This window comes from Paenibacillus sp. FSL H7-0703, from assembly GCF_038003485.1.
In the GTDB taxonomy this organism is placed as follows: Bacteria; Bacillota; Bacilli; order Paenibacillales; family Paenibacillaceae; genus Paenibacillus; species Paenibacillus polymyxa_B.
The window spans coordinates 102,908-128,382 of sequence record NZ_JBBOPF010000001.1; the positions used below are offsets into that span (position 1 = coordinate 102,908).

The 25,475-nt window shown below is 44.8% G+C and carries 27 protein-coding genes and 1 riboswitch; of the genes, 24 read left to right on the forward strand and 3 right to left on the reverse strand.

Annotated elements, in window-relative coordinates; all coding sequences use genetic code 11:
• Positions 1-19: 19 nt before the first annotated feature.
• The 21 genes from MHB46_RS00465 to MHB46_RS00565 all read left to right on the forward strand — a co-directional run bounded on the left by MHB46_RS00465 (position 20) and on the right by MHB46_RS00565 (position 20,093).
• On the forward strand, positions 20-358 hold the full coding sequence (locus tag MHB46_RS00465; RefSeq protein WP_235309667.1) for a cyclic-phosphate processing receiver domain-containing protein: 339 nt from the start codon (positions 20-22) through the stop codon (positions 356-358).
• A complete protein-coding gene (locus MHB46_RS00470; protein WP_061831513.1) occupies positions 355-669 on the forward strand; it encodes a thioredoxin family protein in 315 nt (104 codons plus the stop codon). Before MHB46_RS00465 ends, MHB46_RS00470 begins: the two co-directional genes overlap by 4 nt.
• Positions 666-1,439, forward strand: coding sequence for an ABC transporter ATP-binding protein (locus tag MHB46_RS00475; protein ID WP_341161262.1), 774 nt, complete (start codon positions 666-668; stop codon positions 1,437-1,439). The genes MHB46_RS00470 and MHB46_RS00475 overlap by 4 nt, the downstream gene beginning before the upstream one ends.
• A 22-nt stretch (positions 1,440-1,461) precedes the next feature.
• Entirely contained in the window at positions 1,462-2,520 is a 1,059-nt protein-coding gene (locus MHB46_RS00480) for an SAM-dependent methyltransferase (RefSeq protein ID WP_341161263.1), read from the forward strand.
• Between the two features lie 180 nt (positions 2,521-2,700).
• Entirely contained in the window at positions 2,701-4,194 is a 1,494-nt protein-coding gene (locus MHB46_RS00485) for a serine/threonine-protein kinase (RefSeq protein ID WP_341163667.1), read from the forward strand.
• A 41-nt stretch (positions 4,195-4,235) separates the two neighbouring features.
• The gene (locus MHB46_RS00490; protein WP_341161264.1) at positions 4,236-5,222 is read left to right on the forward strand and encodes an SAF domain-containing protein; all 987 of its coding nucleotides are present in this window, start codon (positions 4,236-4,238) and stop codon (positions 5,220-5,222) included.
• 22 nt (positions 5,223-5,244) lie between these two features.
• Positions 5,245-5,958, forward strand: a complete 714-nt coding sequence (locus tag MHB46_RS00495) for a hypothetical protein (protein WP_068942622.1) — start codon at positions 5,245-5,247, stop codon at positions 5,956-5,958.
• Positions 5,955-6,812: a hypothetical protein gene (locus MHB46_RS00500; protein WP_165177034.1), complete on the forward strand. Its 858-nt coding sequence runs from the start codon at positions 5,955-5,957 to the stop codon at positions 6,810-6,812. The genes MHB46_RS00495 and MHB46_RS00500 overlap by 4 nt, the downstream gene beginning before the upstream one ends.
• Positions 6,813-8,648, forward strand: a complete 1,836-nt coding sequence (locus MHB46_RS00505) for an ATPase, T2SS/T4P/T4SS family (RefSeq protein WP_341161265.1) — start codon at positions 6,813-6,815, stop codon at positions 8,646-8,648.
• Positions 8,638-10,722 (forward strand): hypothetical protein, encoded by a 2,085-nt coding sequence (locus MHB46_RS00510; RefSeq protein WP_165177030.1) that lies wholly within the window; start codon positions 8,638-8,640, stop codon positions 10,720-10,722. The genes MHB46_RS00505 and MHB46_RS00510 overlap by 11 nt, the downstream gene beginning before the upstream one ends.
• A gap of 50 nt (positions 10,723-10,772) precedes the next feature.
• Positions 10,773-11,252 (forward strand): ABC transporter permease, encoded by a 480-nt coding sequence (locus tag MHB46_RS00515; RefSeq protein WP_341161266.1) that lies wholly within the window; start codon positions 10,773-10,775, stop codon positions 11,250-11,252.
• A gap of 40 nt (positions 11,253-11,292) precedes the next feature.
• Positions 11,293-11,688, forward strand: a complete 396-nt coding sequence (locus MHB46_RS00520) for a hypothetical protein (protein ID WP_134903844.1) — start codon at positions 11,293-11,295, stop codon at positions 11,686-11,688.
• A 1-nt stretch (position 11,689) separates the two neighbouring features.
• The gene (locus tag MHB46_RS00525; protein ID WP_165177028.1) at positions 11,690-12,244 is read left to right on the forward strand and encodes a hypothetical protein; all 555 of its coding nucleotides are present in this window, start codon (positions 11,690-11,692) and stop codon (positions 12,242-12,244) included.
• Positions 12,231-13,220, forward strand: coding sequence for a hypothetical protein (locus tag MHB46_RS00530; RefSeq protein WP_341161267.1), 990 nt, complete (start codon positions 12,231-12,233; stop codon positions 13,218-13,220). The genes MHB46_RS00525 and MHB46_RS00530 overlap by 14 nt, the downstream gene beginning before the upstream one ends.
• A gap of 184 nt (positions 13,221-13,404) precedes the next feature.
• Positions 13,405-14,958: an ABC-F family ATP-binding cassette domain-containing protein gene (locus MHB46_RS00535; RefSeq protein WP_023988981.1), complete on the forward strand. Its 1,554-nt coding sequence runs from the start codon at positions 13,405-13,407 to the stop codon at positions 14,956-14,958.
• Positions 14,959-15,051: 93 nt separating this feature from the next.
• Positions 15,052-15,160: riboswitch (TPP riboswitch) on the forward strand.
• A 264-nt stretch (positions 15,161-15,424) separates the two neighbouring features.
• Positions 15,425-16,018, forward strand: coding sequence for a thiamine phosphate synthase (locus tag MHB46_RS00540; RefSeq protein ID WP_165177024.1), 594 nt, complete (start codon positions 15,425-15,427; stop codon positions 16,016-16,018).
• A 64-nt stretch (positions 16,019-16,082) separates the two neighbouring features.
• Positions 16,083-17,231 carry a glycine oxidase ThiO gene (thiO, locus tag MHB46_RS00545; RefSeq protein ID WP_341161268.1) on the forward strand — a complete coding sequence of 383 codons (1,149 nt, stop codon included), beginning with the start codon at positions 16,083-16,085 and terminating at the stop codon, positions 17,229-17,231.
• Entirely contained in the window at positions 17,228-17,431 is a 204-nt protein-coding gene (gene thiS / locus MHB46_RS00550) for a sulfur carrier protein ThiS (protein ID WP_061831499.1), read from the forward strand. The genes thiO and thiS overlap by 4 nt, the downstream gene beginning before the upstream one ends.
• A gap of 2 nt (positions 17,432-17,433) precedes the next feature.
• Complete coding sequence (locus MHB46_RS00555; protein ID WP_250261205.1) at positions 17,434-18,201, forward strand: thiazole synthase; 768 nt, start codon at positions 17,434-17,436, stop codon at positions 18,199-18,201.
• On the forward strand, positions 18,198-19,259 hold the full coding sequence (locus MHB46_RS00560; protein WP_341161269.1) for a ThiF family adenylyltransferase: 1,062 nt from the start codon (positions 18,198-18,200) through the stop codon (positions 19,257-19,259). Before MHB46_RS00555 ends, MHB46_RS00560 begins: the two co-directional genes overlap by 4 nt.
• 141 nt (positions 19,260-19,400) lie before the next feature.
• Entirely contained in the window at positions 19,401-20,093 is a 693-nt protein-coding gene (locus MHB46_RS00565; protein ID WP_254328494.1) for a response regulator transcription factor, read from the forward strand.
• Between the two features lie 66 nt (positions 20,094-20,159).
• Here the strand turns inward: MHB46_RS00565 and MHB46_RS00570 are convergent, their stop codons facing one another.
• Positions 20,160-20,657: a C40 family peptidase gene (locus tag MHB46_RS00570; RefSeq protein ID WP_069011717.1), complete on the reverse strand. Its 498-nt coding sequence runs from the start codon at positions 20,655-20,657 to the stop codon at positions 20,160-20,162.
• Positions 20,658-20,938: 281 nt separating this feature from the next.
• Entirely contained in the window at positions 20,939-21,580 is a 642-nt protein-coding gene (locus tag MHB46_RS00575; RefSeq protein ID WP_341161270.1) for a thiamine diphosphokinase, read from the reverse strand.
• Between the two features lie 149 nt (positions 21,581-21,729).
• Here MHB46_RS00575 and MHB46_RS00580 point away from each other — a divergent pair, with 149 nt between their 5' ends.
• Positions 21,730-22,194 (forward strand): low molecular weight protein-tyrosine-phosphatase, encoded by a 465-nt coding sequence (locus MHB46_RS00580; RefSeq protein WP_341161271.1) that lies wholly within the window; start codon positions 21,730-21,732, stop codon positions 22,192-22,194.
• A gap of 138 nt (positions 22,195-22,332) precedes the next feature.
• Here MHB46_RS00580 and MHB46_RS00585 read toward each other — a convergent pair whose 3' ends face one another.
• Entirely contained in the window at positions 22,333-23,067 is a 735-nt protein-coding gene (locus tag MHB46_RS00585; RefSeq protein WP_165177012.1) for an alpha/beta hydrolase, read from the reverse strand.
• Positions 23,068-23,322: 255 nt separating this feature from the next.
• Between MHB46_RS00585 and pdhA the strand changes: the two genes are divergently transcribed.
• The gene (gene pdhA, locus MHB46_RS00590; protein WP_013310511.1) at positions 23,323-24,390 is read left to right on the forward strand and encodes a pyruvate dehydrogenase (acetyl-transferring) E1 component subunit alpha; all 1,068 of its coding nucleotides are present in this window, start codon (positions 23,323-23,325) and stop codon (positions 24,388-24,390) included.
• Between the two features lie 100 nt (positions 24,391-24,490).
• Entirely contained in the window at positions 24,491-25,471 is a 981-nt protein-coding gene (locus tag MHB46_RS00595) for an alpha-ketoacid dehydrogenase subunit beta (RefSeq protein ID WP_039271308.1), read from the forward strand.
• The last annotated feature ends 4 nt before the right edge of the window (positions 25,472-25,475 follow it).

Here is a 25,475-nt window from a genome sequence, read left to right on the forward strand (position 1 = left end):
GAAAAAGGAGGAGAAGTTGATGTATTTGTTTATGGACGATTATCGGCCTTGTCCTCCGGGCTTTAAGCTGGCAAGAGATGCGGATGAGTGTCTGCTGCTGCTTCATGAATACCCTATTTCGATACTATCGCTAGATTATGATTTGGGTCCAGGTCAGCCTACGGGAAAGGATGTGGCTGCTGCTATCGCAGAGAAACGGTTATATCCACGTGAAATTTACTTGCATTCGTCCAGTCCAGAGGGGCGGCGAGCCATGTATGAGCTACTCTATGCGAATAAGCCAGAGGGAGTCACCGTACATAACGGGCCCATACCCGAAGAGCGTATGCGAGAGATCAGAAAAGGGTCTGAACGATGAAAGAGATCGGACAAAAAGAGGCGCGCCGTGCCATATGGGAGGGATGCAAGCTGGCTTTATTTGTGTACACTCCCATGTGCGGAACATGCGCGGCTGCCCGTAAAATGCTGGAGGTAGCAGAGCATTTGCTCCCTGAAGAAGCAGTGGTGCAGAGCAACATTAACTATATTCCTGAACTGGTACAGGAGTACCGGATATCCAGCGTTCCCGCGCTTCTTATATATAATGGTGAAAACAAAAATCCTGAAATCATCTACAAAATGGAATCTGTAGAACACTTGCTGAGCAAAATAAGGAGCGTGATGGAATGATATCCATGAAGAGCATTACGTTGCAGCGGGAAGAAAGACTGATTTTGGACGATGTAAGCCTGGACATACGAGAAGGTGAACATTGGGCCATTCTGGGTCGCAATGGTTCCGGTAAAACAACATTGCTGGAAATGATGACAGGATATATGTTTCCAAGTCATGGAACGGTTGAAGTGCTTGGGCAAATGTATGGTCAATGTGATGTGCGGGAAGTTCGCAAGCAAATCGGATATATCAGCCAGACCTTGTTGGAAAAGCTGGCGCTAAAAGATCCCGTTTGGGAAGTTGTCGCTACAGGTGCGTATGCTTTTTTGCGCTTTTATCAGGAAATTCCGAGAGGGGCAAAAGAAAAGGCCATATCTTTGCTGGAGGGTATGAATTTAGGCGACTTGATTCATCACCCACTGGGGACGTTATCTCAAGGAGAACGTAAAAAGGTGATGCTGGCCCGCTCACTGATGGCAGAACCTCGTCTGCTGATTATGGACGAGCCTTGTGCCGGGTTGGATCTATTTGAGCGGGAAAAAATGCTGGTCGAGATTGATCGGCTCCGCAAGCGAGACTTATCAGTGGTTTATGTGACTCACCACATTGAGGAGATTGTCCCTCTCTTTACGCATGTTGCATTGATTCGTGATGGTAAGGTCGCAGCAGCTGGACCGAAAAAAGAAGTTTTAACGAAAGAATTGATTATGCACACATATGAAGTTCCGGTTGAGCTGGATTGGGATGGAGAACGTCCCTGGATTCGGGTGTGCACTGGAGGGTAATGTTATTTTGGAGGAACTATATATGAGTACAGATGAACAAAGTGAATCTACTTTGTCATCATCAAGATTTGTTTGTACGGCCAATCACGGTTTTGCACCCTATGCTCAAGAGGAGCTTAGAAGATTATTTGGCTCTGTAAAAAGCACGATGCTTTTACCTGGTGAAATTTTTCTGGCTACATTACCTGCGGAAGAAATTGAGGCAATGAGGACAATTACAGCTCAGCCGCCGATGTTTTTACGTCACTTGTTTCCAGTTCATTTTCAGGAAGAAGGAACGGACCTGGTTCAGGTGCAGGAACGGCTGGTTGCATTCATCCGTAACCGCAAGGAACTGATGGATCAACGTGTTTCTTTACAAGTGCGCAAAGGATCTAATAGCAGTTGGACTGAAAGCGCAGGTGCGCTCAAGCAGGCTTTGAGTGAACAAATAAGTGATCTACCTATGGAGCAGACAGTACAAGGCGCCGATCTTATTGTGTCCGTTTTTGCAGATACAGATACGTGGTATGCAGGTGTATCACGTCCTGAGGATAACCTATCGGATTGGAGCGGAGGCGCGGTTCGTTTTCAAAAAGAAGATGGACAAATTTCTCGTGCCAAATTCAAGCTATTGGAAGCAGAAGCAACGTTCGGCATAGATTTTGGCGCTTTCCGTCAGGGACTGGATATTGGGGCAGCACCGGGTGGATGGACTTCCTTCTTACTGGAGCGGGGACTGAAAGTTACAGCGGTTGATCCGGCAAAGATGGAGCCATCACTGATGAAGTACGCCAATCTGACTTTTTTGCGTAAAAATGCAAGTGAAGTCAAATTTAAAGAGAATTCGTTCGATCTGCTGGTTTGTGATATGAGCTGGAGTCCTAAGCAAATGGCAAGGCTCGTTACTGATTTACTATATAGTTTGCGAAGTGGTGGTACTGCTATCGTTACGGTCAAGCTAATGCATAAAAAGCCCTTGGCGCTCATTCATGATGTAATTGCTTCATTTGAGGAGTCCGGCATGCAGATTCAGCGAGCTAAGCAGCTATTCCATAACCGAGATGAAATTACCCTGTACATGATCAAGTATGGAAAATAATACTTTACAATAGATACAGGTGTGCTATATAATAAATCCAAATTGTTCCTTAAAAATAATAATCGTGTTTAAATCAAGGGAAAGCATCCCGCGAAAACGGTTTTCATGGCGACATGGAAATTTGATTTTGCGGCAGCTTTCCCTTTTTTGCGTTGTCTGCTTTAGAAAGGAGGTAGGAGAATAATGAAGCAACCATCACAGTTGGAATTCGGATCCATTGTCGGTGAGCGTTACCGTATTGTTCGCACATTGGGTTCGGGAGGAATGAGCCGCGTGTTCATGGCAGAGGATTTAAAACTGCCAGGCAAGCAATGGGCGGTGAAGGAGTCGGTTGCCGGGCCACAAGTGATGAAGCTTGTACGTACGGAGGCAGAGATGCTGATTTCGCTAAGTCATCCACGTTTACCGAGAATTGTTGATTTTTTTGAGCATCCTCGATCTGGTGCGGTATACCTGGTCATGGATTACATCGAAGGAATTACGCTGGAAGCATACATGAAGGGCTATGAAGGCTATATTCCACAGGAGCAAATCGTCCCATTCGCTTTGCAGGTACTAGATGTGTTGGATTATTTGCATACCCGTCAACCGCCAGTCATTTACCGGGATCTGAAACCGACGAATATTATGCTGACACCGGAAATGGAATTTATACTGATTGATTTTGGAATAGCGAGGAGCTATAAGGCTGAACTGGATCAAGATACGGTAAAGCTGGGCACAGTGGGCTTCGCTGCCCCGGAGCAATATGGAGCAGGTCAGACAGATGCTCGTTCAGACTTATACAGTTTGGGAGCGCTGCTATTGTATCTATGTACAGGAGGCAAATATAGCGAGTGGACTGCGGGAGTAGAAGGGTATATTCGCGGAGAATTGCCCCGCCAATTGATCCCGGTGATTCGAAAACTGCTGCGTCAGCATCCTGAGGAACGATTTCAATCTGCCGGGGAGGTCATTGGAGAACTGCGGCACAGTGCGGATTTTCAGCCTGCTCAACAAGGAATATCCGTTAATGATGCCTCAATGGATTATGCAGGTACAAGGGTAGTGGCTGTATTGGGTGTCTCTGCCGGCTCCGGTGCTACTCATACAGCAATTGCGGTGAGCCACTATCTGGCTCGAAGGACCCGCTCCGTAGCTTTGGTTGAGCTGCACAGCACAGCCAAAGCATTTGCCCGACTTCAAGAAGTCGTAGAAGGCACATCCATTGGACAATCGAGTTCAAGTCGGCGTTTTGAAGTTGATGGAGTACACTACTGGCGGCAAACATCTCGTGCGGATGTCATTTCTTTGTTGGGTGGTTCCTATAGATTTATCGTACTGGACCTGGGGAGTGGGCAGGACAATGAACGACTGGAAGAATTCTTGAGAGCCGATTATCCGCTTGTCGTTGGCTCAGGGGCCGAATGGAGAGTTCAGGATATAGCAGGGCTAGCCCGATCTCTTCAGCGCCACCCACAGCATAAATGGAATTACTGCTTGCCATTGGCAACCTCGGAGGCGGTTCGCAGGCTTCGTAAGGAGCTGGATCACGATAAAGTATTTGCTTTACCGTTCCACTCAGACCCCTTCGAACGAGATGATGAGATGGATCAGGTGCTGGACGAGCTGTTTCGCGGAGTCATTCCAGATACCCGGAAAAAACGCTTCGGATTCCTTAAACGACAGCGCTAAATAGAACGGTATATATCAAAAAGAGGCAGGGGAGAAGTTGTGTGTCCAAGCTAAGAAAAAGCAGTAAGCAAAAGCTATACGCCGGTTGTATTGGCGCAGGGATTGTTGGCACTATCTTTGCTGGCTATCTCATGATTAATATCCATAAAATGGATGAGATCAGGAAACAGGCTGAAGTAGAGGCAGAGCAGAAATGGAAAGTGTATGAACAGGAGCAACGAACCGCGAAAAAAGGTTGGGCGGTTGTCCGTGACATTTCTCCAGGCGAACAGATAGCATCTAATGATTTGAAGGGAATTAAAGTTCCCGGTTCTCAGGCCCCATCAAATTTGCTGACAGATAAAAGTGAGGTTTCCGGTACCACAGCCAAGATTGAGCTAAAAAAGGGATCTGTGCTTACATCGGCCATGATTACTGCTGATGAGCCCACACCTAAAGATTTACGCAACCGTGAGCTAAAGGTGGTAGTATTGCCCAACAGCCTCAAGTCGGGTGACGAAGTGGATATCCGCATTCAATTTCCAACAGGGCAGGATTACATTCTATTATCTAAGAAAAAGATTTCTCGACTGGAAGGTCCAATTGTCTGGGTCACTTTGAATGAGCAGGAAATATTATCGCTTTCGAGTGCGATTGTTGATGCTTATCTGCATAAAGCATCTATCTATGCCCTAACATATGTCGATCCCCAATTTCAGCCCAAGGCAATCCCGACCTATCCGCCTAATGCCCAGGTGTTAGCGTTAATGAATAGTGATCAGAATTTGATACGCGTTGCTGAACAAAAGCTGTCCAAGCAGCTGCGGGATTCGCTTGAAAATGCAATTAATTCGTCAAACAATGTGATTTCAACATCCGTGGAAAGAAGTCTGAGTGAGGAAATTGCAGCTCAGCATGCGGGTGCTACTATAGAAAACTCAGCAAGCGGGATTGATGCTACAAGAAATGAATATGAGAATGAGCAGGATCATCAAGAACAAACAAAGATTCTGACGCAGGGCGGAAGCTCTGATCCGTATGCCAAATAAATGAGAGAAAAGGAAGGGAAGTATGAAAACGTGGATATTTGCCGGGCTTTGTGACAAAAGCGATACCTTGTTATATATCAGCAGCATATTAGCAGCTTCCGGCCAACAGGTACTGCTTGTGGATGCTACGCTGCGGGGACAGTATCGGTATAGCATAGGGATGCTCGACAAACCACTTCCCATTACGCAGTTTAGTGGTTTTGATGTAGCAATTGGATTTACAGCATGGGAAGACCTGCATACCGTTATGATAACTGATCAAAAGGCGGAGCAGGCTTATGACATTGTTATTTTGGATGTAGAGTTACCTGATTTTTGTCCAATTTCTGTTTGGAAAGGGGCAGAACTGCGAGTTTGGGTCAGTGATTATAGCCGTATGCTAATGCACAACGGACAGAATTGGCTTGAGCATTTATTCAGTCAACCCGAATTCCCCAAAGATCTTGTATTTCACAAGCTATTTTTACAGGCTGTGGATTGTGGTGTGGAGGAGCCGTATCTGTGGGAATACATGAACCATTTCCCGGCTTCTTGGCAGCAAGAGCCATATGTTCTGCCATGGGATGAGGGGCTGCTTGCTCTGAAACTGGAAAATGAGCATAAAAAACAGCTACTACTAAAACCGCTATCCAGAATGTATAAGAAAGAATTATGCCGTTGTATTGGGGAATGGATGAGTTGGGAATTAAAAGTGAGTCGTCGTGCGCTAAAACGTGCGGAAAGGAGTAGAGCATGAGTACCATTTTGTTTTGGAGCCCCATTAAGGGGGCTAGTGGAAGTAGCTCTTTGGCGGCAGCAATAGCAATTACCATAGGAAATCTATATAGAGGAAGACTATTATTGACTCATTTAGGTCGTAGATATACCGGTATTGAATCAGGATTACCTATACAGGAGTATGGTATGGACGATCCAACCCTACAGCTTCAGGAAGGGGGCTGGGATGCTGCCGCACGTTTAGTTCTGCGAGGGACACTGTCTAAAGAAAATATTCGTAATTATACGACACCTGTACTCGAACATACTTTGGATGTACTTGAGGGAACCTCCAGCTTTGGAGCTGCACCGCCGTTACTATCTCCAGGGCTTGTACGGGCAGTAATAGATACAGCGAATCAATATTATGATTTAACGCTGATTGATGCAGGAAGTGGAGCAGGGTGGGGGGCTGTACAGCATGAAGCATGTGCACGAGCCAAACTGGCCGTTCTTTCACTCACTCAGAATATGCGAGAATTAGATGCTTATTTTGAATCCGTGTCTCCGTTATCTACCTACTCATCATTGCCCTTATTAATAGTACTTGGGAAATATGATGTGCATTCTCAAGCGAATGAAACGAATATTCGTAGGAGATATGGCTACAAAGGTGCTTTGTATACAGTCCCTTATAGCACCGGATTTATGGACGCATGGAATCGCAGGGATGTGATCGGCCATGTGCAGCGTGAGGTACGAAGTGGAAAAGAGCAGCACCGCAAGCTTTTTATGCCCGTAGGGTGGGCGCAGAGTATACGACATATCATCAAAGCTATTCTGGAGGCGGCAGAGTCCGACCTTCGGCTCAAGGCTTTGGAGAGGGGCGCTTAAATGCTGTCCGCTCAAATGATCAACGGATTGATTCTTACCTGCATAGTACTGATGTGCATCGTACTGATTATTGTTAAATATCGAGGGAATCTCCACTCGCGACATTCAACCCTTCGGGTAGAAAAAAAGAACGAAGATGCCACATTCGAAACATTAATAGAGTATATCAAAAATGCACTTCATGAACTGAGTCATAGCCAGATGGCGGATGCCGGATTGCATGAAGAGGAATATAGACGGCGTATCCATCAAAGGGCGGAACTACGCAGGGCGTTAAAGGACTGTGCCAATGGCAGCATTGGAGATAAACGTTTTGTTAAAAATCTGATGGCTGAGCTTCTGATTAACGGTTACGGCTTAAACGAGAAAATCGTCGATACTGTTATGCCATTCTCCAGACCTGAGTTGTTTAGCATACAGGATCAATTCGAAATTATATTTTACCAATACCAGCAGAAGTTTGGCGCTGATGCACTATCACGTTTATTGGATACTTATGACTTAGCCGAAATGAGGTATTCACAGCAAGGTGAAGAAGATGGAAGTTATCTCGTTACCGCAGAGGAAATTCGTTATATCTATGATTGTGAGTACCGCCCTCTTTCCTTTTTGGAGAAAGTGGATATTATTGTCCAGCGCATTTATCAGCATTACAAAGGCTTTTCCGTCATTGATGATATTCGTGACCAGCGGATCGACGGTGTAAGTGGGGGCGTCAGTGGTATGCCGGAAGGTGGGATTCCTGCATCATCAGACTGGCCTTCGGATGGGTATGTATTTGAACAAACATCTGCGCCTACTGCCAATGGTTATGAGAGCGTATGGATTTTTTATAAAGGTAAAACGATCCATCTTTCGTTCCTTTCCTTCGGATCTGAGCGTGAACTTAAAAGGGTGTGCCAAAATATTTACAAATACAATTACCCGGGACAGCTTTCCGAAGCGAATGGTTATAAGGTCAACGAAATGAAGGATGGGTCGCGGGTAGTGGTAGTGCGTCCTCCTTTCTCAGAATCGTGGGCTTTCTTTGTTCGTAAATTCGATATTCAAAGCGCATCACTGGAACAGTTAATTAAGGGACAAAATGCTGATTTTCCAATCCAGTTACTTTCTTATTTAATGAAAGGTAGCCGGATTACTGCTATTACAGGCGCGCAGGGTTCAGGTAAGACGACGTTGTTAATGGCGATGGTCAAGCATATTTATGCTTCGTATACGCTTCGTGTTCAGGAAATGGCCTTTGAACTGCATCTACGCAGCATTTACAGTCGCCGTAACATTCTTACCTTTCGAGAAACGGACCATATTTCAGGACAACAAGGACTTGACTTGCAGAAAAAAACAGATGGAACCGTCAATATACTAGGCGAAGTAGCAAGTGATGAAGTAGCTGCTTGGATGATACAAATGTCGCAGGTTGCCAGTCTGTTCACCATTTTTACTCATCATGCCAAAACATTTCGTGATCTCGTGTTTTCACTTCGTAATTCATTGCTCAAAACAGGAGTATTTCAGCATGAAGGCATCGCTGAGGAACAGGTAGTTCATGTCATTAACTTTGATGTGCATCTCAAGCGTGATGCGGAAGGGAGACGCTACATCGAACGGATCACAGAATGTGTGCCGCGTGACCCGGATCATACAGATGCAGGCTCCAATGCTTCATCGAGCTATAGTTATCGCCACGTTATGGAATATCGGAACGGAAGCTATATACCGATGGAGCCCTTAACTGCCAAAAGTGCAAAAGAAATGTGTGAGCAGATGAATGTAAAGGATGCCAGAGATTTCCGCAGTTTTTTGACCCGCTATTGGGAGGAAGACTATGAGTCTTAAAGAAATTTTATTATGGATTTTACTTATATCAGGTGGGGGCTTTGCGCTTCTATATATAGTTTTGTGGGGGTTGCATAAGCGCAATAGTCATGCAGTTCGCAGAGGACGAATTTATTCTGTGGAGGAAGGACGCAAGGGAAAAGCGGTACTGCAACGTGAGCTGCAAGCCTTACTGCATAAGTTGTATACGCTGTGTATGAAGGTCCCTTTCTTATCTGGATACATCACGAGTGTACGTAAGCGACTAGCTGGTCAGCATGCCTACGATGAGTACAAGCTTCGCCTACAGACTATGAAGATGACACTGTTCATCTGGGGGGCTTTTGCTTGCAGTGGCGTTGTACTGGTCATGATGAAGCCAGGAATAGAGTTTGCTATATTGGCTGTTTTATGCGGAGTGGTAATCAACAGTCTTATTTTGGATATGGCCATTAGCCGGATGGAAAAAAGGCTACTTGCACAGATGATCGAATTATTCGCCAATGTACGTCATTATTACCATCAGCACGGTATGGTGGAGGAAGCCATATCCGAAGCGGCCGATTTGGCGGAGGCAGAGGCTGGGAGACACGCACGACTCATCCATGAGGCGCTAACAGATGTTGATCCGCACGAAGCATTGGAAAGATACTATGAGTCGGCTCCTAATCGATTTTTAAAAGCATTTGCCGGTATCTCGTATATGGTAATGGAGTTTGGTGATCGGATTGAGGAGGGGGGCTCCATTTATTTGAAGGGGCTCGGTAGTCTCGCACGCGAAATCCAGTTGGAGTTGCTGCGAAGAAATAAACTGGACTATCTATTAAAAAGTCTAAACGTGATCGCACTGGCACCTGTTTTCTTTACCACCCCAATCGAGACATGGGCGAGATCCAGCTTTCCATCCATGGATGAGTTTTATCAGGGAAAATTGGGTTATATCACGAAATTGTCCGTTTATATTGTGATAATCGTATCTTATTTTCTGTTACAGAAGCTTCAACAGACCGATGAAACAGGATATCGTGCGGGTAGAGGACGGAGGGTTTGGGAACAGAAGCTATACCGTTTTCCCATCATCCGTAATGTGGTGGATTCTTTAATTCCGCGTCAGCATATGTCTTCTTATTTCCAAATAACCCGTCTATTAAAAGAAAGTGGTGCGGAGATAAAGCTGGAGTGGCTCTACATACGCAGAATGGCTCTTTTTATCGTAGGTTTGGTACTAAGTATTAGTACGATATTTTTTTTACATGAAGCTGAGAAAACGCATATCCTTCACGCCCCGGTACAATCGGGTCAAATGTTTGGACATTTAAGTCCGATGGAGCAAAAAGAAGCTTTGAAGCAGAGTGGGATTGATCGCAAAATCATGCATTTGCTGAACATGAGAGCGGACAGCACATACGAACGAACGTACGCTGCTTTAGAACATAATGCCAATGGAACTGTTACTCCTGAACAGCTATCCACAAATACTCGGCGTATTCTCCAAAAGCTGAAAGATTGGAATGATGAATACATCAAGTGGTGGGAAGTGCTGATTAGTTTGATTGTTGGGTATGTAGCCTATCAAATGCCTATGCTTTTATTATATTTGCAACGAAAAATGCGTCGGTTGGATATGAGGCACGAGGTGTATCAATTTCAAACAGTTATTTCCATTTTGCGGGTTATGGAACGAATGTCTGTCGAAGAAATATTGGAGTGGCTGAACAGATTTTCAGTTATATTCAAAAGACCTCTGCAAAAATGTTTGCTTCATTATGAACATGGGCCAGAGGCAGCTCTTGACTTATTAAATGAAGAGGCACCTTTGCCGGAGTTTCAGCGTCTAGTGGACAAGCTCCATTTGTCTTTGGGTAAAATTACGATTCGAGAGGCCTTTGATGATTTGGAATCCCATATGTCCTACTATTTCGAACAAAGAAAACAGGAGTATGAAAAAATAATAGACAGCAAGGCTATCTGGGGAAGGATGATTGGCTTTGCCCCGATGTATGGTCTTATCTTTTTATATTTGGTGATTCCGTTGATCGGCATGAGTTTTGTTCAAATGGATAACTATTATGAGCAAATACAAAAAATTCAGTAAGAAAGTTCTATTATGACTAATACAAAATAACAAGCTGAGGAGAAAAAAATATGAATAACGCATCAACAGCTTTAAAGGTAGCCGCTGGGATATTTTTGACCATCGCTCTAATTACGATTGTAGTTATACTGTTTATTTCAGCCCAGGAGGCGACTAAAACGGCACAAAACAATTTTGCTGATATCCAGACCGAATTGTCTCAAGCCTCTTTTACGGTATATGACGGCACAACGATTAGCGGTTCCCAGGTGACCAACGCGCTACGGAAGTTTCAGGGGAAGGATCAATTCGGCATTCAGATTAAAACCGGTAAAAATATGGCAGGCCAGTGGTACGGTAATGCTCTGAACATTATCCCAGACAGTGAACAGTATGGCGCAGTGAATGGTGGCAGTGATAAGACAGGGAAAATCACGAATACGCTTAATGAGAAAGAGAATGAATACGTAAATCCAAGTGGCAAATTCAAGGCTGAAATCGTAAAGGACAAATCGAACGTTGTCCGTGGGTTGTTGTTTACCCAGTCCTAAGCACTACAGCAAAGATAATAATCATAAGGGGGATGAGAGTATGTCTGATCACGCTGCAAGTATGCTGCTGCTTGGTGTGTCAGTTATTCTGTTCATAACCGCATGTGTAACGGCAGCAGACTTGTCCAGCCAGCTGGATGGTGCACTGGAATTAAGATCACAGCAAGAGGAGCATTCTGAAGGGCGAATAGCCCGTACTGTTGGGGTGGGATTGCCGGAACGGATTAAAGGAACTCAGGTCATACAGGCAATTCGCATGAACTTACAGGAGGGGATTTCGATTCAAGTCGACGGGACAGAGTACGATGTATATTCTGAACCGTTTGAGCCTGATGTATCTACCCTGGATGCTTCCTCTTTATATTCCATGTACCCACAGCGTAATGGGAATGGGGACATAACATCTGTACGTTTTGAGAAATTGGGGGAAGACTGAAGTGGTTCAAACAATATCCAAGTTGTTGGGGGCGCTGCTCGCTGTATTGCTTTTGTACATCGTACCCGCAGCTCAAGCTGCTGAACGGCAGGATGATATATCCGGGTTAAATACATATCATTCAACTGTACGTTTTGTTGATATGGTAAGAACCAAAGGTTACATTACACCGACGATGTATAACGATTTTATGCGTGATCTGGAATTGACAGGCAATACGTACGAAGTTGACTTGGAGCATATGCACAAAAAGTATGTACCGGACTATGCAGATGCCGCGAAGCCAGACAGTTTTCTGGGCAATTATGAAACTGTATATGATGGGTACTATAATCCGCAAATCTTGCCTGTACTGTTTCCTGGCAATCAGCAGCCAAAATCAGATCAGACACGTCGGTATACCTTGATGGCCGGGGATTATTTTACGGTCCGGTTACATAATACGAATCGGACTCCTGCGGACTTGTACAAATCATGGCTTCTCGGTGGGGCAAATAGCGGCAAGCCGGCAGTTACAGCTTCTTACGGGGGCATGGTTCTGAATGAAGATTACTGATTTTGCAGTCATATTTATACTTTTGTTCTTGCCCTTTGGTGTAGTTAGTGACCTACGGGTGCAGAATCAGCGTGATGTGCAGCAGCTAGAAATGAAATATACGTCGGCTCTTCGTACCGCAGTTCAGGATGCAGGGGTCGTGCTCTCACAGAATGAACGTCAGGAACGCGAGGCCGGATACGGATCGGATAAGTTTTTTCGTGTAGATAAAGAAGCAGCGCTGCACACGTTCCTGCACACCCTTTTTCTTAATATAGGCATTGATGAGGATATAGTAGCACAACGTGCATTATTGGATTACATACCAGTCATTGTAATTCTGGATTATGACGGTTATTATGCGTTCACTTCAGAAGTCTATACAGACGAGCATGGACAAGCTGCTATTGGACACAAATGGAGCGAAAAAAAGCCATATGCCTATGTTGATTCAGTAGGCAACAGTGTGGGGTTCACCTTGGATAATTATGTACACGCATACGATGCGCGGAATCACAGGTGGGTGGAGGGCTTTCAAAAGGAACTTCAGGATCAGACTCCTATATCTTTACTGAATAATTCAGAAACTTTTGAACAAATACGTCGTTCCACCATTGTTGGCAGCGTCCAAGAGGACCTGGCGCGAATGATTAATGTCCATAACGAAAAAGCTGCACGTAACGGCATATCCTATACATTCACACTACCGATCATTCCGCAAGAGGAGTGGTACAACACGGTAGATGATGTGGGTCTGATCGCGTTTATCCAGGGCATTCCGGTCGGAGACAGGTATTACAATAACTATGGATTTGGTGGTGGGAGAGTCGTCAGAAAGCAAGACATTATCGGTGGCATAGAACTAGATACTGGAATGAAGTATTTTTATAGAGATTCATGTCCAGCTCCCTTTAAAGCTAGTGAACGTTTTACGAATGAGAAGTCTGCAGCAGCTGCGGGATACTTTGAGTACAAATGTTATAACGGCTTAAAATAATCACCCTCATGGGTGGTTTTTGTTTTTTTAGGCAGATCCATACCAAAAAACCTTAAAATTCACTGTTTTCAATATTCCGATATGGTTGCAGAATGTGCTACAATAAAGCTTTGAAAGAAACGAAATGCATATGAAATAAGAACAGTCGGCAACGCCGATGACAATAAGGAGCCAAAAACAGCTTATGAGTTTATTGACTGTAGAAAATGTATCCCACAACTTTGGGGACCGCGCATTATTTAAAAATGTTTCCTTTCGATTGCTTGCGGGGGAACGTGTAGGTTTGGTAGGAGCTAATGGTGTTGGTAAATCGACACTCATGAACATTCTCACTGGAAAATTGCTTAAGGATGAGGGTAAAGTGGAATGGACTCCACGTGTACGTTACGGTTATCTGGATCAGCACACCAAGCTGACACCGGGCAAAACGGTACGTGATGTATTAAAAGACGCTTTTCTTCCTTTGTTGGAATTGGAAAAGGAAATGATGCAGATTACTGACAAAATGGGGGATGCTTCTCCTGAAGAGTTGGAAGTGTTGCTGGAACAGATGGGTGAAATTCAGGAGCAACTGGATATGGGGGATTTTTACCTCATTGATGTGAAGGTTGAAGAAATGGCGAATGGACTAGGTCTGTCGGCCATAGGACTGGATCGGGATGTATCTGCACTTAGTGGCGGGCAACGGACAAAGGTGCTTCTTGCTAAGTTGCTGTTGGAAAAACCGAATGTCCTGCTCTTGGATGAGCCTACCAACTATTTGGATGTAGAGCATATTGAATGGCTTACGCGCTATTTGAAGGATTATCCCTATGCTTTTATTCTTATTTCACATGATACTGAGTTTATGAACCAGGTCGTTAATGTTATTTACCATCTTGAATTTGCCAAGATGACCCGTTATTCAGCTAACTATGAAAAGTTTCTTGAAATGGCGGATCTGAACAAAGCTCAGCATATTGATGCTTATGAGAAGCAACAGGACTTTATTAAGAAACAGGAAGATTTTATTCAGCGTAATAAAGCGCGTGCTTCTACCTCAGGCCGAGCAAAGAGCCGTGAAAAGCAGCTTGATCGGATCGAACGTATTGATAAGCCTGAAGAAGCCGCAAAACCAACCTTTCAATTCAAAGAGGCACGTGCAAGCGGAAAGACGGTATTTGAGGGTATTGATTTTGAGATTGGTTATACACATGCCCTTTTGCCTAAAATGTCCATGACGATTGAACGTGGCGAAAAAATTGCAATTGTTGGCTACAACGGTGTCGGTAAATCGACATTGCTCAAAACCATATTGGGAAAAATTCCGCCAATCAGTGGAAAAACCTATCAAGGTGATTTTTTGCAGCCCGCTTATTTTGAGCAGGAAGTAAAGGCAGAGAAAATTACACCGATTGACGACGTGTGGAATGAATTTCCGCATTTGAACCAGCATGAAGTACGAGCGCATTTGGCGCGCTGCGGTTTGAAAAATGAGCATATCACACGTCCGCTATCTGCGCTTAGTGGTGGAGAACAGGCTAAAGTCCGTCTTTGCAAACTGTTAATGCGTGAAAGCAACTGGGTATTGTTCGATGAGCCTACCAACCACTTGGATGTTAAAGCAAAGGATGAGCTGAAACGTGCCTTGAAGGAATACAAAGGGACGGTATTGCTTGTATCTCACGAACCGGACTTTTACGAGGATTGGGTAACCAAAACGTGGAATGTGGAAGAGTGGTCAAGTAAAGTTAACTAAAATCAGTTAAATCCAGTTCTGCATATTTCACACGAAGTGGGGTTTGCAGAATTAGGAAAATATGCTAAGCTATCTATAGCTTATACAATAAAATAGTCACACTAGGGGAGCCGCCCATGCGGCTGAGACGGAATAAATGGATTTCGGACCCTTTGCACCTGATCTGGGTTATGCCAGCGTAGGGAAGTGAGCGCCGTACAAACAAGGCAACACCATCTTTATTTTGTTTGTGCGTGGGACGATACACGTATACGGATATCATGGTCCGTTCGATTATTGGACGTTCGTTAAACCACTTCCTTGGGGAAGTGGTTTTTTTGCGTTTCGTTCATTTTAAGTTGTTCGAGCTTCCGTAGACGGATTCACATACAATCCCCTTTCATTACTGCTGGTAGACGTGGCTGCTAAGCTTAAATCCTTTAATCCAATGTGAGGTGAAGACAAAATCGAATTACACGCAATTTCGATGGAAAAGGGCACTATTGCACAAGCCGCCCGAGTGGCTGCTATGATTTGTCCGTATGTTCATTATGTACACGCACGTTTAAAACAGAATGGTGCCTCTGCATTGCTTTCTTTGACTCGCAGCATGGTGGAGCAGGAAGTTCCTTTGCAACAAATTGTAGTAAATGATCGTGTGGATGTAGCTTTACTTACTTTGGTTGGAACCGTCCAGCTACCAGCTAATGGATTACCTGTTGTGGATGTGAAAGGCCTACTTTCAAAGAGTACACGCTGTGGAGTGTCTGTGCATTCCTTGGAGGAGGCACAGACCGCCGAGCAGGCAGGAGCAGACTATGTACTTTATGGTCACGTATATGAGACCCATTGTAAGCCCGGTATTGTACCGCGGGGTTTAGCTCAGCTTGAACATATTTGCAGGCTGTCGAACATTCCGGTGATCGCGCTGGGCGGCATACAACCGCACCATATCCCGGAGCTTTATATGGCCGGAGCAAGCGGAATTGCGGTGATGTCTGGTATATGGGAGGCTGAGTCGCCCGTTGCAGCTGCGATGGAATATAGGCGAATGGCAGATCTTGTAGTTCACAGCTTGTAGCGAGAAAACGAGAGTAGAGGCAAGCTGAAAGCAGAATGGTTTATGGAGAGGAGACACGGAACAAATGCTAAAGATACACACAGAGGCAAGAGCGATAGGACATGCTGAATGCTTGGTCATAGGTGGAGGTGTCATCGGCAGTTCCATTGCTTATCATGTGGCCAAGGAGGGAAGAAGTACGATCATGCTGGAACGATTGATCCCGGGTGAGGGAGCCTCAGGAGCAGCGGTTGGAATGCTGGCAGCGGAAAGTGAAGAGTTCACCGACTCTGAGCTGGCACGATTTGCTCGCAGAAGTCGAGATGCATTCCCTGAGCTTGTCTGTGATCTGGAGCGTTTGTCGGGTATTTCGGTGGAATTCCGTACAGAAGGATTTGTGACCCCTTTCCGTACGGAAACTGAAGGCCAAAAACGCTGGAAAGCTGCTAAAACGCGAGAGGATGATTGTCCTATCTGGTGGGATGCGAGGGAATTGGCCCGACGAATTCCAGGTTTGGATGAACAAGCGATCGGAGCAATATATCGTTCAAAGGAGACACAAGTGGCTCCTGTCCAGCTTTGTCGTGCTTATGCAGGTGCTGCTGCGGTGCTGGGAGCAACGGTATGGTCTGGTACACGGGCAGAGCAACTGGTCATACAGGATGGTCGAGTTTGCGGTGTCCGAACAGATAGCGGCTTTTTTTCCTGCGATCAGGTCATTATTGCTGGAGGCTTGGATAGCATGAAATTACTGGCGCAGGTTGGGTTTGAATATCCACTTTATCCGGTCAAGGGCGAAGCGGTAGCGGTCTCCTTGAAGGATCACCCATTAGAATACACCATTTATGCTGATGATATTTACCTCGTGCCTAAACAGAATAACGAGCTTTGGATTGGGGCAACGAGCCTTCCGCATCAATATGACGAACAAGTGACCGTAGGAGGCTTGGAGGGCTTGCTGGCACGTGCCTCTGCCTGGCTGCCGCGCGTCCGTGAAGCTTCTTTTATACGCACTTGGGCGGGCTTACGTCCGCAGGCTGCATCAGGTCACCCTTTTATAGGCACTGTTCCTGGGGTCGAGGGCGTATATGCTGCAGTCGGGCATTATCGCAACGGTGTCCTGCTGAGTGATGCTACCGGGCGTGCGATGGCAGCTATGCTTAATGGGGCTGGTGCAGCAGAACTTGGGATAAGTAGTTTTTCTTCTGAGCTCCTCAAGGAGAAAAGCTTATGAAGCTGACGATTAACGGCCAGAGCATGACCTTTTCTAATCGAATCACTCATGTGAATCAATTGCTACATGAGCTTGATGTAAAGGTGAAAACCGTAGTGGTGGAGCTGAATCGGCATATATTGAGCCGTGAAGATCATGATGAAGCGGTACTGAAGGATGGAGATTGCCTAGAGATTGTACATTTTGTGGGAGGCGGTTGATTATGTTAACCATTGGAAAAGCATCTTTTACCTCGAGGTTGTTGTTGGGAACAGGAAAATTCTCTGATCTGGATATCCAATCCCAAGCCGTAGAGGCTGCTGAGACGGAAATATTGACGTTTGCTGTACGGAGATTGAACTTGGAGGAACGGGATAAGCAGCATTTTCTCGATATGCTGGATTTGAGCCGGTATACACTTCTTCCCAACACAGCAGGGGCTACAACAGCAGAGGAGGCGATTCGTATTGCCAAATTGGCAAAAGCCTCCGGCCTGTGCGATATGATTAAGGTGGAAGTCATTGGGGATAGCAAGACACTGCTCCCTGACCCTTTTGAAACGTTGAAAGCTAGTGATAAGCTGTTGGAAGAAGGCTTTATCGTGCTGCCCTACATATCGGACGATGTGATTCTAGCAAAGAGGCTACAAGAGCTTGGAGTACACGCCGTTATGCCTGGAGCTTCACCGATTGGTACAGGACATGGTTTGCTCAATCCGTTTTCATTAGGGCTAATTATTGAACAGGCGGAGGTTCCGGTTATTGTCGATGCGGGTATTCGCTCACCCGGTGACGCGGCAATGGCGATGCAGTTAGGGGCAGATGCTGTTTTGTTGAACACAGCCGTATCAGGAGCGAAGGACCCAGTAAAAATGGCCGAGGCTATGAAACTGGCTGTTCGTGCTGGAAGGTATGGTTTTGAGGCGGGGATGATTCCTGTAAAACGTTACGCTTCAGCAAGCAGTCCGACAGAAGGTATGGTTCAGGTATGAAGGTAACTGACAAATCCGGTGCAGGAGAAACACATCCAAGTGACCGTTATTCCAGACAGGAAAGATTCGCGCCCTTTGGACCGACAGGACAACGCCGGCTTGCTTCTTCCCACGTACTAATCATAGGTGCCGGAGCGTTAGGTACAGGTATTGCGGAAACGCTCGTTCGCGGGGGCGTAGGTACAGTGAGCCTCGTAGACCGGGATTATGTGGAATGGAGCAATTTGCAGCGCCAGCAGCTTTTTCAGGAAAGTGATGCTGCGCAAAGATATCCCAAAGCAGTAGCTGCTCAGCGAAGATTAAAGGATATTAATTCGGAAACGGTTATACATGCACATGTACTGGATGTTGGGGTGGAAGAACTGGAAGAGTTGATCTTGGGGGTAGATCTCATGATGGATGCAACCGATAATTTCGATACCCGACTTCTTATGAACGACATGGCACTCAAGCATCGGATACCTTGGATTTATGGGGGGTGTGTGGGCAGCTATGGTGTAACCTATACCATCTTACCGGGTCAAACGCCTTGTTTTCACTGTCTGCTGGAAACTGTACCGTTTGGTGGAGAAACCTGTGATACCGCCGGGATTATTCCGCAGGCCGTACAGATGGTCACGGCTAACCAAACTACGGAAGCTTTCAAACTTCTTGGTGGATATCCAGAAGATTTGAGAGGAAAGCTGCTTTCGTTTGATTTGTGGAACAATGAGTATGTTACGATAGCAGTAGATAGTCTTAAAAAGGAGAACTGTCTTTCTTGCGGCAGCCAACCGACGTATCCCTATTTGTCGGCCTCTCATCGGCAGAAGACAGATGTTTTGTGCGGTAGGGATACCGTTCAAATTAGACCAGCAAACCCGATACATTTGAATCTTGCAGAAACAGCAGATAGATTTGCTTCTTTGGGAGAAGGAAAAGTAGAGCGGAATCCGTTTTTGGTTTCCTATAGTACAGGCGAGCATCGTTTGGTTGTTTTTGCAGATGGCAGAGCGTTGATTCATGGGACTAAGGACGTGGCAAAAGCAAGAAGTCTGTATCATCGCTATTTGGGTTAAACCATGAAAGCAGAAAGCCATTCTTTTGGAGAATGATTTTCTGCTTTTTTGTTACAATAATATTAATATGCTTTAATGGCTTATAACAAACTTGTTCGTATCCAATATGTAATGCTATGTCCAAACCAGGTGGGTGAAAAGATGAGCCCGTTAATTTTACTTGTGGATGTAAATGAAGCGTCTCCCGTATTTGTTCATCCATTGGAACAGGCAGGTTATCAGGTGGTTCATGTTAGCAATACGACAGATGCAAGCTCTTATGTAGCCCATAATCCTGTGGATTTGCTACTGCTCAATATAGAAGATGAACCGACGGATTCACATGGTTTGCTTCGCACATTGCAGCAATACCATCCTCATGTCCCGCTATTTGCAATGACTTCATCAGATGAGGAGGACCATATTGTTTCCTGCTTTGAACAAGGAGCACATGATGTGATCGTTCTGCCCTTTTATCCTAGAGTTTTTCAGGCTAGGGTGGCTAATTTATTGCGGATTTTTGGTATTGAACGTGATGTGAAAAGGGCAATCGAGGCGGGTGACTTACATATAGATAATGCAAGCAGAATGGTGAGCAGAGGGGGGCAAAAGCTGGAATTAACTCCGAAAGAATTTGATCTTTTGCTTCATCTGGCGATACATCTTAACCAAGTTTGTAGCAGACAGCAAATTCTGAAGGATGTTTGGAAACATGATTATATCGTTGATACGAACGTAGTAGACGTCTATATCAGACATTTGAGGGTTAAAGTAGATAAAGGATATAAGTTTAAAATGATCCGTACGGAACGTGGGATTGGCTATTCACTCAGAACACCAACCGTATCAGAATAGCATAAGGCATATAAAATAAGCCGGAACTTTTCGTCCCGGCTCGCATATTTCATAATGAGTTTCAAACTACAGCACGCGGCGTGCTTTAATGTATGTTCTTTTCCAGTTGCCAGAGTTCAAATCGGAGATAGTCACGCCAGGTCCGCCGTAAGTGTGTAGAATTTTACCCCCGCCCATATAGACTGCTACGTGGGTAATGTTGCGACCCGTGGCACGGCTACCGCTTGAAAAGAACACTAAGTCCCCTTTTTTCAAATTGGACTTGGATACGGCATGTCCAACTTTGGACTGTTGAACAGAAGTACGCGGCAAATTCACTCCGTATTTCTTGAATATGTGCTTCATGAAAGAAGAACAGTCAAAATTGCGGGTCGTGCTTGTGGAAGCTCCAAACTTATAGGGAGTGCCCATATATTTTTCACCGTAGTTAATTACTTTTTGGCCAACAGAAGTAGTAGTGGCAGCCTGTGCCGTATTTGTTCCCTCAATTGCAAAAGTACCAAAGCCGATAGTGGCTGCGACTCCTGCGATAATTACCTTTTTTATGATTTTCTGCATATTCATGTTGTAAGTACCTCCAGAAATTGATTTGTGCAATATTTTGCTGAGTTGCTAACTAACTGACAGCGTTGAGTATAACAGTTTTGAAGCCGCCTAATAGTTGGAAAAGAACTCTCAAATGCTTGAGGGACAAGACTTACACAGTGATTATTAAAAAACGATTAAAAATTACAATTTGTTAAAAATATATCGATTCATAGATCTCTACAATCGGAAAAACCCTTATTAATCAAGGGCTTTGAGTGAAAAAAACAATTTATACAATGGTTACAACAATGTCATAATTAATCCTTGCTTTGAATAACGAGTAGTAGACCGCTTTTGACGGAAATCGTACCTTTTGGAGCCGTTAGCTTATTACTGACAGCACGTGATTGTCCCATTTTGAGGGTGGCATTATGTAGCGGATACATAAATCCTTCCAGTTGTATGCCTGTTACTTCGGCAGTCATAGGAAGCAGCGATGTATATGTATAACCCATAGGCTGGATCTCAAGCGTTGATCCGGTGAGCTCAATATAATTATGTGCGTCCATAATAGCGCAGCTAATATGATGCTGCATTGCGCGTACCAATATTTGAACATTAGCCAATGTGTGGTCCATACGGGTGCCAGTCACACCAAGCAGCAGTACATGATCTGCCTGTTCGTCCATAGCGATTTCCAAAGCAAGCTCAGTATCTGTTAAGTCTTTAAGTACTGGATCGCACGCAATCATACGTTGGCTTGCTGATTCTACCTTTTCTTTTTCCTCTAGTGTGATCGAATCAAAATCTCCTACAGAGATATGTGGTGTAATACCGTGCTCGATCAGGAAAAGAGCACCTTTATCTGCACCTATAATAAAATCATCGGGTTGTATTTGATGTAAATCTTCTTCATTAAGACGACCGCCTGAAAATACAATCGCTCGTTTTTTTGTCATAATCAACATCCTTTCTTTCTGATACGATCCTTTATATACCATCGTTTTTAAGTATACCGCGTTAAATATGGCTTGCACAATTTTGGAGGACATGGCTACAATGAAACAGAAAAAAAGGAAGTGTAACGGGTAATAGGAAGGAGAACGAAATGATTAACGTTTTGTTTGTGTGTTTGGGCAATATTTGCCGCTCTCCGATGGGGGAGGCAATACTGAGACATAAAGCGCAGGAACGGGGATTGGGCGAAGAAATCGGGGTGGACTCGGCCGGGACAGGCGACTGGCACATCGGAAATCCCCCGCATGAGGGAACATTAAAGCAACTTAAACTGCATGGAATCAGCGAACAAGGCATACAGGCGCGGCAAATAACGGGCCGTGATTTTGATGCGTTTGATTATATTGTGTGCATGGATGACTCTAATGAACGAAACATGCGAAAGATTGCAGGTGGAGCGGAGGCTGATATTCTAAAATTTATGGATTTGCTTCCTCAAGAAAAATTAAGAGAAGTACCCGATCCATATTTTACAGGGAATTTTGAAGAGACCTATCGATTAATGGACGCAGGCTGCGACGCCTTGCTGGACAAGATCATAGAAGAAAAGCTATAATGTGAACGACAGATGACGGCAATAATTGCCGTTTTCCGTTATACTTTTTTGAAAGCGCAACCAAATTGCATTAAAAATGAGGAAGGAGCTTAATGACCTAGTAGGTCAATGCTCCATTCCCTATAGAAGAATTTTTACTCAGGCGCGATCCAAAAAATACATTAGCGCGTCAGGCAACTCGTTTTGCCAAAAGCCCCACAAATGTTTGCCATCCTTTTCACGGTAAGAAACTTCAGCGTTCCGTTCCCGCAGCAAATCTGCACATTGACGGTTAAGCTCTACAAAGTTGTAAATGCCAGTATCACTCTCAAATGCATCTTCCTGAAGGCCAACCGTCATCCACACCCGCAAATGAGACAGATCTTTCTCACGGGCGATGATTTCCTGCGAAGCTTCATAGTAAGCACCTGAGAGGCTGATAATGCGGTTGAACAGCTGAGGATACATCAAAGCCAAATGCAGAGACACACTGCCTCCCAGTGAATCCCCCGCCAAAATGCGGGACGCTGCATCTTTTCTTATAGGATACTTTTGCTCCACATAGGGAATAATCTCTTCTGCAAAACAGGCGGTATACGCCTCAAAACGATTGCCAAAGGGAGCGTACTCCTGAGTTCTGATTTTGGTATTCACTTCCACACCTACAATAATGAAGGGTTCGACGCCCTCATCTAGAATGAGGCGGTTGGCGTGAGTTGCAATGCGGCCAAAATTGAAAAATTCTTCTCCGTCCTGACAGTATACGACCGGGTAGCTCAATATTTCATTATAGCCGGGCGGCAAATATATCCGGAGAGTTCTGGTCTCGCTAAGAAAGCGGCTGTTTACTTCGTCTTTAAGGATGGTTCGTTTTAAATACCGAGAATCCGTCATTTTTCGTCACCTTTCTTGGGTATTATTTTGCATTCGGGATCACAATAAGTTAAGATTACCCTGATTGCAATAGATGTTTAAAATTTCAATCATGTACTAAGCTGTTATAGTAAAAAACATACCCTGTTACACACACAAAAATGTGGTAAACTCAAAAAAAATAACTAAATCTTTGACGCGAGCGATATAACAGGTGTATAATAATCCTATAACAGCGGAACTTGATATTCAAATTTTTTTGTTGAGGTGAAGAAAATGAGCAAGGTTCCTTATGAAGTTTACACAGAGGAAGTTGAGGCGCTGTCCGTACTTTCTCCGGATGGTGAAATTATCAATAAAGATATGTTGCCTAAACTTACAGATGATCAATTGAAAGAAATTATGTATCGAATGGTATTTACACGTACTTGGGATGACCGTGCCGTTAACTTAGGCCGTCAAGGACGTCTCGGTTTCTACGCTCCGGTATCCGGACAAGAAGCAACCATGATCGGTAGCGAATATGCGCTCCAAAAAGAAGACTTTATTGCTCCAGGCTACCGCGATATTCCGCAAATCGTTTGGCATGGCCTGCCATTATACCAAGCTTTCTTGTATTCCCGTGGTCATCAACACGGCGGCCAAGTTCCGGACGGTGTTAATGTACTGATGCCGCAAATCATCATTGGCGCGCAAATTTTGCATGCTATGGGTATTGCTATGGGTTACAAACTGAAAAAGCAAAAACAAGTCGCCATTACATATACAGGTGACGGCGGTTCTTCCGAAGGTGATTTCTACGAAGGCCTGAACTATGCTGGTGTATACAAGTTGCCAGTTATTTTCTTTGTGCAAAATAATGGTTACGCGATCACGACTCCATTTTCAAAACAAACGGCTGCTCTTTCTATCGCTCATAAAGCAGTAGCTGCTGGTATTAAAGGCGTGAAAATTGACGGCATGGACGTGCTTGCAGTTATTAAAGCCGTTCAAGAAGCTGCAGAGCGTGGACGTAATGGCGAAGGTGCTACATTGATTGAAGCCGTAACGTACCGTTTCCGTCCGCATTCCCTTTCTGATGATGCAACAAAATATCGTTCTAAAGAAGAAGAAGGCGAATGGAATGCGAAAGATCCAATTGCCCGCTTTGCGAAATACCTAGAGAAAAAAGGTCTTTGGACTGAAGAAGATACAGCTCGCGTAAAAGAAGAAGCTAAGGCAAAAGTGAACGAAGAGATCAAAAAAGCCGAGAAAACAGAGAAAATGACAATTCCTGGCCTGATCGATAGCATGTTCGAAACAACGCCTAAGCACTTGGAAGAACAAAAAGCTGATTTTAAATAATTGAACTTGAAAGAGACCGGGCGGTAACCCGATCCGGTCTGCTTTTCGATTGACCTGAACTGAAATTGATCTGTCAATGTTTAAGGAGGAAATGAAGCAAATGGCACAAATGAACATGAAAGAAGCGATTCGTGACGCACTGCGCGTAGAGTTGAAACGCGACCCTAACGTCCTGCTTTTCGGTGAAGACGTAGGTCATGTAGGCGGCGTATTCCGCGCTACAGAAGGTCTGCAAAAAGAATTTGGCGAAGAACGTGTATTCGATACTCCGCTGGCGGAATCCGCAATCGGGGGTCTTGCTGTGGGTCTGGGTATCCAAGGCTTCCGCCCTGTAGCTGAAATCCAGTTCGTAGGCTTTATCTTTGAAGCACTCGATCAAATGGCAATTCAAGCATCCCGTATGCGCTACCGTTCCGGTGGACGTTACAATTCTCCAATCGTATTCCGTACACCTTTTGGTGGCGGTGTTAAGGCAGCCGAGCTGCATACAGATTCCTTGGAAGGTCTTCTGGCTCAAACACCTGGTATCAAGGTTGTTGTTCCTTCCAACCCTTACGATGCAAAAGGTCTTATGATCGCGTCTATTCGCGACAATGATCCAGTATTTTTCATGGAGCATTTGAACTTGTATCATGCATTCCGCGCTGAAGTTCCTGAGAATGATTACACAGTTGAACTGGGCAAAGCTAATGTAGTTCGTGAAGGTTCCGATGTGACGATCATTACTTACGGTATGATGGTGCACACTTCGGTTAAAGCTGCTGATGAGCTGGAAAAAACAAAAGGTATCAAAGTGGAAATCATTGATTTGCGTACCATTAGCCCGATTGACATTGATACCGTTGTTGCTTCTATTCAAAAAACCAACCGTGCTATCGTGGTTCAAGAAGCGCAAAAGAGCTCCGGTGTAGCTGCTGAAGTTATTGCACAAATTAACGAAAAAGCAATCCTGCATCTGGAAGCACCTGTTCTGCGTGTAGCAGGCCCGGATACCGTTTATCCTTTTGCTCAAATTGAAGATACTTGGTTGCCAACGCCAACACGTATCATTGATGCGGTTAATAAAGTATTGGAATTTTAATTAA